Here is a 12,667-nt window from a genome sequence, read left to right on the forward strand (position 1 = left end):
TGGGGCGGGAGTGGACCCGGCGGCTGGCTTCCAGTCATGCGCTGGACATGCTGCGTCGGCATCTGGCGGGCCTGCCTGTGGAGGCCCAGTGGGCGGAAGGGCAGCCGCAGGAGTAATGTTTTCGGCAGGCTGAAGTCAGCGAAGGCAAAACCTGGCCTGTTGCCCGCCGCGCTCTGCGGCAGGTGCGGGGCCATCTGATCTGATATTTTTCGCAACCGTGCGTTCTGTTTCTGCGCGCGTTCAGGCGCAGACATGCAACGCACGGTTGCGAGGCAGCCGGAAAATCTAGTCTTCCTGCTGTTCAAAAACTCCCACAATACTTGTAATGGGCAAAATAAAGGCAATGCCGTTGCCGGGTTTGACAAGGGCTGCCGAGTGCGAAATGGCAAGCAGCACTTCACGGCTGATATCTGCGGGAACGGCGTTGAGGATAATGTCTTTTTCCGGCTCGACAGGTATGCCGAACAGCGCGGCGACCTTCAGTCCCGTGCCGCGCCCCTTGAGCACTGTGGCGCCCCGCGCCCCGGCTTCTTGCGAAGCTTCAATGATGGTGCTGCTCCAGCCCTTGTTCACAATGGTTACAACCAGTTCGTAGCCGTCTTTTATCATGATCCCGTCCTTATTTTGCAAACTTGAATTACTGATTGGCGGACTGCGTGCCGGATCGCCCTATCTGAGCCAGATAAGACTGAAAATGGCAAGCAGAGGAAGCAGCATGACAAGGACAATGCCCGTATAGGCAAAGAAGCTGGGCATGCGCACGCCAAGATTTTCCGCCAGTGAACGCACCATAAGGTTGGGCGCGTTGGAGATATAGGTATTTGCCCCCATAAAGACTGTGCCGCAGGTGATGGCAAGCAGGGTCTGGGACAGTTCATGCATGAGAATCTGGGGATCGCCTCCGGCTATGTTAAAGAAGACAAGAAAGGTCGGCGCGTTGTCCAGAAAGGTGGAAAGTACCCCTGTAAGCCAGAAATACACCATGTTGTCCGGTTTGCCGTCAGTGTTGAGAATGTCGATAATAAAGCCCATGTCACCGTCTTTGCCCGCTTTGAGGATGGCGATGATGGGGATAAGGCAGATAAAGATGCCCAGAAAAAGTTTGACCACCTCGCGCATGGGGTCCCACGTAAAGGCGTTGCGTTCTCGAATGGCAAAGTTTGTGAGCCGGCCGGAAAGAATGATGATCACCAGCAAAAGCAGGTCGCGCGCGATGTTTTGCAGTTCCATATACACTTCGCCGAAAAGGGGAACGTGGATGCCCGGCTTCCAGTTGCCGCTCAAGAGCACGGCCCCGGCGATGCAGGCAAGCAGCGGCACGTTGACCTGCCAGCCTTCCAGGCTGAGCTTTACGTCTTTGCCCCTGTGCTGATCCAGAAGCTCGTGGTCTTCTTTTCTATAAAGGTACATGTCCAGAAGATAGTGGGCCAGCAACAGTGAAACGCTCAGAAAAACCATGGGACCGAACAGGTGGGTAGTGGTCCAGAAAAAGTCCACGCCCGCCAGAAAGCCGAGGAATATCGGAGGATCTCCCAGGGGGGTGAGCGAGCCGCCCACGTTGGCCGCAAGCACAATGAAAAAGATGACGGAATGCACCCGGTAACGGCGGTACATATTGGCGCGGAGCAGGGGGCGAATGAAAAGCATCGAGGCCCCGGTGGTGCCGACCCAACTGGCAAGCGCGGTGGCGATAAAAATGATGCCTGTATTTACGAGCGGCGTACCCGTAAGGTTGCCCCGCAGATGGATGCCGCCGGTAACCGTGAACAGCGCGATCAGCAGAATGACAAAAGGCAGATAGGTATTGAATATGGTTCCGAGCAATTCCTGAAGCGTAGCCCGTGGCCCGAAGTGGATCAGCAGCGCCGCCAGAAAAAGCGCGCTCCAGAAGGCGGTTATTTTGCCGTAATGAGCTTCCCAGAAGTGGGGATTGACGAGGGGCCACAAGGCAATGGAAAGCAAAAGTCCGGCAAAGGGCAAAGCCCAGATGAGGGAAAGCTGTGTTCCGTCCAAAAGCGTATCGGCACAAAAGCCATGAGCGGGAATGCCGAAAATCAAAAAAAAGCAAGCGGCGAGTAAAACAAGAAATCGGGGTATGGGCACTACCTGAGCTCCTTGGGTGGAAGGCCAATATAAATCAGATCAGTTGCGGCGCGGACTTGCGCGAGCTTGCCGGGCCTGCACGGATTTGCGCGGGAGGCGCAACGCGGCAGCATGACCGGAGCAAGGGACGCGGACCAGGTCGGGCAACTGTTAACGGCAGCATGCACACAGGCCGTGGTCAAAACTGAAAAGTAGCATAACGTCAGAAAAGCCGCAGGGCAAACACCTTTCGCAACCTTTGCTTCGGCAGGGAATGCGCGATGCCGGTCATGGCAGGCCTGCTCCAAGGATAAGGCGGGGTTGTGGCGGTATTTGTTGTGCATGTTTTTACCTGTGAGGCAACGCAAAGGCGTTGGCTGGCGTCAGGGCCGCAAGACTAAAAACAAAAGCCCGCCAGTGGCGGGCTTTCGTGAATAAATGCCGCTCTGGCGGCAGGACGCCGAGCTTGCGGCGCCCTTAGCGCAGGCTGAACGCAAAGGGAATCACCACCAGCGTGTTCACCGCCTGTCCGTTGAGCTTTTGGGTACGACTCTGGGCCGACCGCAAGGCCAGCCATTTTCCGCACATGTAAGCCCAACTGGACACAGACATAAACAGCAGCAGCACCAAGACGCATTTGGAAATAAGCGTAGCCTGCAGTACGGCCTCAATCATAGAATTCATCCGGCCTTTCCCCTTCCATAACGAACATGAAATTGAAATTCAAAGTATATAATATTCAAAGTCAGTCCGCCCCACTGTGTAAACAAAAGAGATAGTTTAGTAAAAAACAAATAGATGAGTAGTTTTTTGATCGGGCTGATCCTGGAACGGCGCGAGGGGGCAGTGGGCTGCCTGCTAGAGCAATTTCACTTTGAAATTGCTCTGGCGGCTGCGTGAGCAGTCGCCCGCCGCAAAGATGGAAGCGCAGCTTCAGCCGTTACGACAAAGGAAGTTACGGATGAAGACAGCAGAGCTATTTACTTGCGCGGTTAAGCAGCGAAGCGAGCGTGTTTTAAACTTTGAGAATGTACATTCTCAAAGTTAATCTGCTCTAAAGGAGGGGAATAGTTACAATGGCCTGGCTACAGCAACGTCCATCCTGAAGCAGAACCTGTATGTCCTTTGCATCATTGCCGCTCATGGGGCCTTGTCTCCCATATCCTTAGTCTGCCCCTGGTGCTTCATTTATCCTCAAGGAGCTGTTCAACGGGGATCATACGGTCGCGGACGAGATTCTCCGGGAGATAGACCATACCACAGTTCGGGCATCGCGGAACCTCAGCCGAAAACGTATGTCTAAGGTAGCTGAAGTTGGTTTTTACCATCTGCAGCGGCAAGTTGCAGGCATGGCACAAAAATTTGTCAGACATGAACGCCCCCTGGTCTTACAGGCTGTCTTCTATGGTCATGCGGTGGTTGTACACATTGTGGACAAATATACCGCCATGTTCCGTGGTATACTCCACCCAGCAGGTCGTGAACCCTAGTGATTTGTATCCTGTGAAACGGCCTGTAGCGGGGTTGATCACTTTTTTTCCGGTACGTTCACAGTAATCGATCACCTGGGCCACTTCTTCTTCAAGAATAAGCAGCCATTGCATTTTTTCCTTGATCTGCTGTGTAAAGACTATCCGCATGTCTGGGTCGCCTTGTGGCTGTGGGGTACGGGGCTGTCCCCCCATGTTTTCATAGTAGTTTCTGAGCCATAGCCTGTTGCGACGCCGTTCGCTGATTGTGGGTGGTCTGCGGAAAGGAGAGTTGCCCGTGAAGAGCAGGTCGAGAATATGTCTGCAGGGTTTTCCGTTTAAGGCAAAACTATCGCGGCAGTTGGTGCAGTAAGTGATGTATTCCCGCTCAGCCAATGCTGCCCGCTGCGCTGCGACTTCACGCACGAATTCCGGCCTGACGGCATGCACCTGCCCGCCGAATCCGCAACAGCGGGCCAGCGGACCGCCTACAGGAAGCTCGTGCACCGTTAGTCCCATTTGCACGGCCAGCTCCCTGATATCTTTTTGCAAACCGGGATCATCGCGGCTGGAGCAGGGGTCATATACGGATACGTCATGCCCTCTGCAAAGCTGGGTGCTGCTGTGCGGCAGGTCTGGCATACTGGCTAACATCTGAAAAAGAGAAAGGCTCCGTGCCTCAGGAAAATAGCGAGAAAATGTTTTACGGCAGGTAGGGCATGCCAGTACCAGTTGAGGCTTGCCAAGGCTGAGCCAGGCATCGCGCACAAAATCCAGAGCCGTATCGCGGAGATTTTCGTTGCCCGCCCATTCGGCAGGAACGCCGCAGCAGCCCAGCAACAGAGCCGTGCGTGGATATCCCGCCTGCAGAGCCGTGCAGGTTGCCGTGACATAGGCCGGGTCTGAAGCGCCAAGCTGGCAACCGGGAAAGAACAGATATTCGCACGAATGGCCGGAATATGGCTTGTACAACAGAGCCGCAGGACCATTGGAAAACTCCATGTCCCTGAGCCAGAAGTCATGATAGGCCGGGGGCAGGGCCTTATCCAGGTGAAGGCTGCGCCGTGCTTCCAGAAGGCACTGCTCCATATCCACATTTTCCGGGCAGACTTTTTTGCAAAGACCGCATTGGAGACAGGAATTCAGCAGTTTCATCCCCACGCGCTGGGTGATGTTTTCTCTGGGTCCCATAGAGGATATGGTGTCCTGCACCATTTTGGGAGGATAGGAGCGGAAAGTCTGCATCAGGTCGCACTGGTCATGGCACAGAGAGCAGTTGCAGCGCAGGCAGCGCAGGCTTTCGGCCTGTACCGCCTCGGGGCAGGTTTCTCCTTCTTCCATGCCCCGAGGCGATGGCGGCAGGGGCATCTGGTAAAAAACCTGGCGCAGCGGGGGCTTCATATAGGTTTCAGGCATGCCGTCCATAGCCCCGCCCTGAAGAAATTTTTCAATGGAATAGGAAGCGCGGATGCCGTGTTCAATGGCCTCAATGGGATTACAGCCCAATATTTCTCCGCCCACAAAAACTCCTGTTTGCGCAGACCCCAGAGAATTGACATCAAGGCCTTCAAGCAAACCGAAATCTTCTCCCCCCTTGCCTGTAGCCACATATATGGCGTTGGCCTCCAGTGAGTCCAGGCTCTTTACCTCCGTGGAAAAAAACATGCTGCACTCCACCTCTGAAAACTGCCTGACGATTTCTTTCAGGTAGACTTCTTCGGGCATACGATGGCGCAGGCTCCCTCCTGGCTGTTCTTCCCTGTCATACAGCAGAACGCCGTAATTGCGCGAAGCCAGCTTCAGCGCACAGCTCAAGCCGCTCAACCCGGCGCCGATCACCGCCACGGTGTACGGCTTGGCAGGAACATTGAAGGAAATGGGGGCGGAGTTTTTTGTATGCGCCACACAGGCAGCCTCGACGGACCTGAGCAGAATTTCCTGGCCCGCTCCGCGCCGCACACAGGCTTCGCGGCAGGGCTCATGACAAATGGCGCTGACGATGGCAGGAAAAAGCACGTGATTACGATAAAGCCTGTAGGCACTGGTAAAGTTTTTTTTCTGCACCTTGTCCATGAGTGTTCGCACATCTACGCCAAGCGGGCAGGTGCAGGAACAGGGGGGAGGGCAATCGCGGAAACAGGCCTGCGAAAAAGCCTTGAAGTCTTCTATGCTCATAAGCGCCGTCCGTTTGGCATGGCGAAAATATACGGGGTCATGTTCTGTCTGTGGTGCTCCGCGCCCTCCGCAAACCTGCGGAGGGCCTTGCCGGGAGTCGCAGCCGGCCGGAGCAGCCTTTTGGTCAGGGCATTTTGACAACGGCCTTTATGGCAAGGCCTTTTTCGCTGTCTTCTATGGCCTGGTTGATTTGCTCAAAGGGGTAGAAGGTAATCAGCTTGTCCAGAGGAAAGCGCCCCTGACGGAACAGGGCTATAAGCCTGGGCAAAAAGCGTTTGGGTACGCAGTTGCCTTCAACGGCGCCCATGATGGTCTTGCCCTGGTTCATAAAGGGTACGGCATCCAGATTGATGCGTGTGCCTTGCGGCGATGCGCCCACGATGACGGCCTTGCCCCGAATGTCCAGACAGTCCACCTGGGCATTGAGCAGGGATTCTCTGGCTGTGGTGTCGAGGCTGTAGTTCACGCCCCTGCCGCCGGTGGCCTCACGCACGGCAGTAACCAGATCGTCAACCCTGGCGCTGTTGATGGTGTGCGTGGCGCCCAGCTCTTTCGCGAGGGCGAGCCTTTGCGCATTGAGGTCCACGGCCACTATGACTGCGGCGCCGCATACCTGGGCGGCCATAACCGCGCTGAGTCCGACAGACCCTGTGCCGAAGACCGCCACGCTATCTCCCGGACGGACGCGCATGACATTCATGACCGCCCCGGCCCCTGTCTGTATGCCGCAGCCGAGCGGGCCGAGGCAGTCCATATTTTCTGTGGTCTCAAGCTTTACAAGGTTGTCCGGGCGGGTAAGGGCGTATGTGGCGAAGGAGGACTGCCCGAAAAAATGGCTGTGGATTTCTTCATGCCCGTTGCGAAGCGCGGTGCTGCCGTCCAGCCTCCGGGAGGCGAAGTTGTAATCCCAATAATGATGGCACAGCCCGGACGCGGCGTCCAGACAGGTGGGGCAAACGCCACAGGAACTATAGGATATGATGACAGGGTCGCCGGGGGCGAAACCGCTTACGCTCCTGCCGATTTTTTCAACAAAACCTGCCCCTTCGTGTCCCAGCACCACAGGTTGCGGTACAGGATACACCTGGTCGCGCATGGCCATGTCTGTGTGGCATACGCCGCAACTGGTCACTCTGACGAGCACCTCATTGTCGCGTGGCTCCTCAATGTCCAGTTGCTCGAAGCTCAGGGGATGCTGGGGGGCGCGGCAGACGGCGGCAGTGATCTTCATAGCTGTGTCCTCGTGGTAAAAGGTGAAGACTGCGAAGCGACCATTTTGGCAAAAAGATGTTATTCCACTGTGCCGGTTCCCGCCGGGCTTCGGCGGGAACCAGGGGGACCTTACACAGGGTTTTCGGCGATATCGTCCAGGGCGTCGTAAAGGTCAGAGCCGAGAAAGTATTTTTTGGGTTTGAGGGATTTTCCCGCGGCCTTGGCTTCCAGGGCAGCCTTGACCTTTTCAGGCCGCGCCGGGAGCTCATGGATGCGCACCCCTGTCGCGTCATAGATGGCGTTTATGACCGCCATATGGCTGGATGACTGGAAAAGCTCGGAGCAGCCCGAAGAGCCGAAGGGGCCGTCGGCACGCGGCGTTTCAAGGAACATAAGCTCCATATTGTCGGGAATGTCCTTGATGTAGGGAATACCCGCCCCGGCAAGCGTCGCGTGGCGCTTGAAATCGGAATAGTCTTCGGAAAGGGCGTAACCGATGGTGTGGGACAAACCGCCATAGCCCTGTCCCTCCACAGCCAGCAGGTTGCCGATCTTGCCCACGTCGCCGGCGCAACGCATGCTGAGCACTGTGGTCTTGCCCGTTTCCACCTCCACCTCCACCTCGGCGAGGAAAACACCGTAGGTCAGGGCCTGTGTAGGATCGCCTACCCCCGTGTTGGGGTCGAGAGCACTGAGGCCTGTTCCGGTGACGTCAAATACGCCCACATATTTCACGGGAATGTTTTCCGCCAGCATCTCCGCATAGCTTCTGTAGCTGCCATCCGGCTTGCGCATGGCGGAAAGCAGCTGATTGGCCGCGTGGATAGTGGCATTGCCCACCATGTAGTGCAGGCGGCTGCCCGCGGCGATGCCAGAATCCGGGCAGACATGGCTGTCGTTCTGCACCAGCGTTATCTGGCCGGGGGCAAGCCCCAGAGGTTTCAAAGCCTCGTGCGTATGGGTGAGCGTGCCGATATCACCGCCCTGCCCCTGATCCTCCCATGTATTATAATGGGTAACAGTGCCGTCCGGATTCAGTTCCAGCGCCACTTCACAATGGTCGTGAGGGCCGAGGGTGCAGGAAAAACCGCCGCATACAAGACCAACTCCACGTTTTCTGGTTTCGCTGCTGCAGGCCCTGGCATCTTTAACGGCCTTGTCATAGTAGGGCTTGATCATATCCATGAGAGTCTGCATGGGATATTCCCTGAAAGGCACACTGTTTATGTTCAGATCGCCTTCTCGGGCTATATTTTTGTATCTGAACTCAAAGCGGTCCATCCCCATTTTTTCGGCCAGCATATCCACGAGCGCTTCGGAGCAGGTGTAGGCCTGCGGTGAACCGAAGCCCCGGTAGGCAGTGCCGTAATTATGGTTGCTGTGCGCTATGCGGCACAGGCCCGATACATTGGGGATAGCGTAAGGGAAACCCATAAAGCGGGCTACTTTTTCGATAATATGATCCGATACCTCGGTGTAGGGGCCGTGGTCTATGCCGGTATCGAATTCCAACGCGGTGAGCAGGCCGTTTTCATCACAGGCCATGCGCCCATTGGTGTACGAGGCGGTGCGCTTGCCGCTGAAATGCTGATGTTCTTCATAGGACATGGTGAGCGTGAGGGGGTTTTCCACAAGCATCAGGCAGACGCCCATTATGGCGTAACTGCCGGGGGACGCGGCCCAGCCGAAGCTGGCTCCCGTGGGGTTTTCAATGATGCGCACGCGCTCCACATCCATGCCGATGCCTCCGGCAATGCCCGCCCGGTGCCAGCCCACGGCCTGGGTCTTGCAATGGATGGTCAGGTTGCCTTCCGTATCCCAGTATCCCTGGAGGGTATCGCCCTCAATACTCAGATGGGGTTCGCGCTGACTGTGAAAGCTTCCTTCCACGGAGCAAAAGGACTCTTCAATGGCTTCTTCGGCCTTCTGCCCCTTGAGCACAGGCTGCATCAGGTAGGTGTTTGGGCCGGTGTGGATACGCAGCGCGTCGGGAGCAACGGCGTCCAGAAAGCTGAGATATTCCGGCAAGGGCTCAATTTCCACTTTGACGGCTTTCGCGGCTTCACGGGCCTTGTCTTCCGTCGCAGCTATGACCACAGCCACCACGTCGCCGTAGCGGAAGATTTTTTCGTCGGCGATAATCGGGCGTTCCGTACCTGGTTCCGTGCTACGCGGATGCACGACAGGCACCACAATGCGGTTGGTGCCCTTAACATCTTTGGCGGTTACAACCTTGACTACACCATCCATTTTTTCTGCCGCGGAAGTGTCGATGGAGATGATCCTGGCATGGGAGGCCACCTTGGGCTGCACGATGGCGAGGTGCAGGGTGTCGTCGGGCATCTTCAGCTTGATGTCGTCGCCGTAGTCGCACAGACCCGTAACCTTGGCCAGGGCCGCCGGGCGCGGATATCTAGTCCCGTAGATGGATGCGCCAGCCTCTTCACGATAGGTGATGTCCTCAATATCTGCCTCGCCGCGCATAACCCTGGCTGCGGCCATTACCGCGTCCACCAGAGGCTTGTAGCCGGTACAGCGGCAAAGGTTGCGATGCTTCTGAAACCAGTCGCGCACTTCTTCACGCGAAGGATCAGGGTTTTTATCCAGAAGCCCCTTGGCGGAAACAATGAAGCCGGGCGAACAAAAACCACACTGAACACCACCATAGGTTATCCAGGCCTGCTGGAGCGGGTGCAGACACGTGGGCGTGCCAATACCTTCAATGGTTTCGATCACGCTGAATTCTTTGATGTTTTTCATCTTTCGTATGCAGGAACGGACGACTTCGCCGTTCAAGATGACCGAGCACGCGCCGCACTGCCCAGCCTTGCAGCCGACCTTGGTTCCTGTGAGTCCGAGTCGGCGCAGCATGTCCGCCAAAGAATCCTTTTCCGGATCACAGACAACCATGCGCCGTGCGCCATTGATGGTCAAAAAGAGTCTTGTAAGCTTCATATGGCCTGTCCCTGTTATGGTTGGAGCAGATCGTCGGCTTATACGGCCCAGGTTGACGTGCACTCTGCCGCGTCGCGCCATCTCCGCGTGAGGAAGTCAGGCGGGCCTGAGCCCGCCCGACACGACCATCGAATGCAATAACATTGCCAGTTTGCATGCCTTGGAGATATCTATGCGTAACATGCGGTTTTATAAGAAGTAATCTGTTTTATGATTGTTTTAATAAAAAATATTTTTGCCTTATTGACTGTTTATGATATGCCAAATTATGTTGTTTTACATGGAAAGGCGTATCAGTGTTGCAAAATGCAACATTGAAAGATTGTAAATTATTACAATTTTTTTTAACGATGCATCATGCAACATCCGTTTTGTCATCAATATTGCTTTGTGCAACATGAATGCTGAGGCTATTGCTGTTTTCAGGCCCGGACGGCGTGAAATAATCTCAAGGGCAGCTTTACCACCGGTGCAGTTATGACAAGTCAAACAGAGAAAAAGTTGGGGCCGCGTGCTTCATTGGCGCGCATTCGAGAAGCTTGGAAAGCACTTGCCCTTGACCGGGAAGTGCAGACAGCCTTTTTACGTCCGGAAATAGCGGCCTCGTGGCAGCGTTGCCTTAACCTTGCGGTAAACCCCTATGAGTCTTCGTCTTCTTTTGTGCAAAAAACAGAAGGCGTCATGGCAAAAAATAAGCTTTTGCTGTCTGCCGCCGCCAGCCATCTGCGGCAACTGCATGATCTGCTCTTTGGCAAGGAGTATCTGGTCATGCTGTACAGCAATGACGGCTATATTCTCGACCTTCTGGGCGCGAGCGGACCAAAGAGGCTCGCTGAGCAGCTTAGTGTCTTTCCAGGGGCAAGGCATTCTGAGGTGGGTATCGGCACATTCGCGCCTGGTATCTGCCTGGCCGAAAAACGTCCTGTCCAGGTGCGCATGTGTGAACACTACCGGGAAGTGTACCACGACTGGAGTTGTACCGCCGCCCCCATATTCAGCCCGCAAGGGGACCTGCAGGGCGTGCTCGATATCACGACCGTGGGAGGCAGGCATCCATCCCAGCTTTTGAATCTGGTCCGACTGACTGCCGGGGCCATCGAAGCAGAGCTGGGCTATCGCGCGCAAAGCAGCGCCAACCGGAAACTACGCACCCAGTTTTTTACCTTGATGCAAAGCAGCGCTGAAGCCCTCATTGTGGTGGACAATGATGATGTGCTGACGCATGTCAGCCCTCGAGGCCTGAAACTGCTGGGTGTCAAGGATGACAAAGTGATCGGGCGTGACATTCACACCCTTGTTTCCAATTATGCTTCCGTACGTCAGGGGGTGAAAGTCGGTCGCGAACTGGCAGAATTGCACTTTTTTTCAGCTTCTTCCAATCCCCTTGTGGTTGAAGCATGCTTGCGCAGCGCCGGAGACGCCAAGGGCGCATGCGGAGGAATAGTCGGTGTGCTGCGAAGGAAGGCGGATGAGCCGGATCAGGGCGGAAAAGTCCGTTATGGTTTTCAGGATATCATCTGGCAAAGTAAAATCATGCGTGGCGTTATTGATGATGCCAGAAAGATTGCCGCCACGGAACATACAGTTCTGATCCAGGGCGAAAGCGGCACCGGAAAAGAAATGCTGGCCCAGGCCATGCACCAGGCCAGTGGGCGGCGGTCTGGCCCGTTCGTTGCTGTAAATTGCGCGGCCCTTTCGTCCGAATTGCTGCAAAGCGAGCTGTTCGGTTACGAAGGAGGGGCCTTTACCGGCGCGGACAAAGCCGGGAAAAAAGGCAAGTTCGAGCAGGCTCAGGGCGGCACCATATTCCTTGATGAAATTGGAGACATGCCCTTTGCAGCCCAGGTTAACCTTTTGCGCGTGTTACAGGAAAAAAGCGTCACCAGAGTGGGGGGCGAGCGCGTAAGGCCGCTTGACATACGCGTCATGGCCGCGACCAACGTGCCTTTGCTGCAGGCTGTGGAAAGCGGCCGCTTTAGAAATGATCTTTATTACCGTCTTTCCGTCATCAGTCTACGGGTTCCGCCTTTGCGCAAGCGTAAGGATGACCTTGTTCCACTGCTGGAATTTATGGTAGATAACTATGCAAACGAACACGGCCTGCCTGGCGGCATAGCTTTTGGCCCCGAGGTCATGGCAGCGCTGTACGCGCATGACTGGCCAGGCAACGTGCGTGAACTTGAAAATGTGATTATCAGTACCCTGACAAAAATGCGTGGCAGCGCTCCGACCCTCGCTGATCTGCCGCAAAGCCTGCAGGGCGGGGCAGAAACAGCTTCCGGCAGCGCGTGCTGTCTGCAGTCTCTTCCGCTGGATTTGCGCTCGCTTGAGCTTGAGACCATTGGGGCCGCGCTGGAAAAATGCGGCGGACACATGGGAAAAGCCGCGGCATTGTTGGGAATAAATAGAGTCACCCTGTACCGCAAACTGAAAAAAAGAAAGACGTGCCAATGAAAGAAATTCAGGCAATCTTGCGGCACAAGAGGCTTGCAATGACTGAAAACTCTATAGCCAGGATGTTGCCCCGTGAGAACGTTGAGATAGGCTGGAAAAAACGGACGCCATAGTCCATATCCATTGAGGAGGTTCTATGACGAAAGCACCACGGGGACGTTATTCACAGGAATTGAGGCAGCAAGCCGTCACCATGGCGGTTGATGATGGTTTTGGCGTAACGGAAACAGCGCGAAGGTTATCTATTCCGATGAAAACCTTGGCGAATTGGGTTACGCATTACCGACAGGACAAGCACGAGTTCGCCTTGAAGCCGGGCG

9 protein-coding genes are annotated in these 12,667 nt (G+C 55.5%); 2 read left to right on the forward strand and 7 right to left on the reverse strand.

Features of this window, described 5'->3' with window-relative positions:
- Window positions 1–285 precede the first annotated feature (285 nt).
- The 7 genes from V6C07_RS03005 to V6C07_RS03035 form a co-directional block, all read right to left on the reverse strand.
- Window positions 286–609: a P-II family nitrogen regulator gene (locus tag V6C07_RS03005; protein ID WP_333534899.1), complete on the reverse strand. Its 324-nt coding sequence runs from the start codon at window positions 607–609 to the stop codon at window positions 286–288.
- Between the two features lie 60 nt (window positions 610–669).
- The gene (locus V6C07_RS03010) at window positions 670–2,103 is read right to left on the reverse strand and encodes a sodium:proton antiporter (RefSeq protein ID WP_333534900.1); all 1,434 of its coding nucleotides are present in this window, start codon (window positions 2,101–2,103) and stop codon (window positions 670–672) included.
- Window positions 2,104–2,559: 456 nt separating this feature from the next.
- Entirely contained in the window at window positions 2,560–2,766 is a 207-nt protein-coding gene (locus tag V6C07_RS03015; protein WP_333534901.1) for a hypothetical protein, read from the reverse strand.
- A gap of 500 nt (window positions 2,767–3,266) precedes the next feature.
- On the reverse strand, window positions 3,267–3,455 hold the full coding sequence (locus V6C07_RS03020; RefSeq protein WP_333534902.1) for a DVU_1557 family redox protein: 189 nt from the start codon (window positions 3,453–3,455) through the stop codon (window positions 3,267–3,269).
- 15 nt (window positions 3,456–3,470) lie between these two features.
- Window positions 3,471–5,726, reverse strand: a complete 2,256-nt coding sequence (locus tag V6C07_RS03025) for a pyridine nucleotide-disulfide oxidoreductase/dicluster-binding protein (RefSeq protein ID WP_333534903.1) — start codon at window positions 5,724–5,726, stop codon at window positions 3,471–3,473.
- Window positions 5,727–5,850: 124 nt separating this feature from the next.
- Window positions 5,851–6,957, reverse strand: a complete 1,107-nt coding sequence (locus V6C07_RS03030) for an NAD(P)-dependent alcohol dehydrogenase (RefSeq protein ID WP_333534904.1) — start codon at window positions 6,955–6,957, stop codon at window positions 5,851–5,853.
- Between the two features lie 110 nt (window positions 6,958–7,067).
- Entirely contained in the window at window positions 7,068–9,893 is a 2,826-nt protein-coding gene (locus V6C07_RS03035; protein ID WP_333534905.1) for a molybdopterin-dependent aldehyde oxidoreductase, read from the reverse strand.
- A gap of 681 nt (window positions 9,894–10,574) precedes the next feature.
- Here V6C07_RS03035 and V6C07_RS03040 point away from each other — a divergent pair.
- On the forward strand, window positions 10,575–12,347 hold the full coding sequence (locus V6C07_RS03040) for a sigma-54-dependent Fis family transcriptional regulator (RefSeq protein WP_333534906.1): 1,773 nt from the start codon (window positions 10,575–10,577) through the stop codon (window positions 12,345–12,347).
- 136 nt (window positions 12,348–12,483) lie between these two features.
- On the forward strand, window positions 12,484–12,667 hold a 184-nt coding region (locus V6C07_RS03045; RefSeq protein ID WP_333534907.1), incomplete at its 3' end, for a transposase.

The sequence above is a fragment of the Desulfovibrio sp. 1214_IL3152 genome (genome assembly GCF_036763055.1).
Classification (GTDB): domain Bacteria; phylum Desulfobacterota; class Desulfovibrionia; order Desulfovibrionales; family Desulfovibrionaceae; genus Desulfovibrio.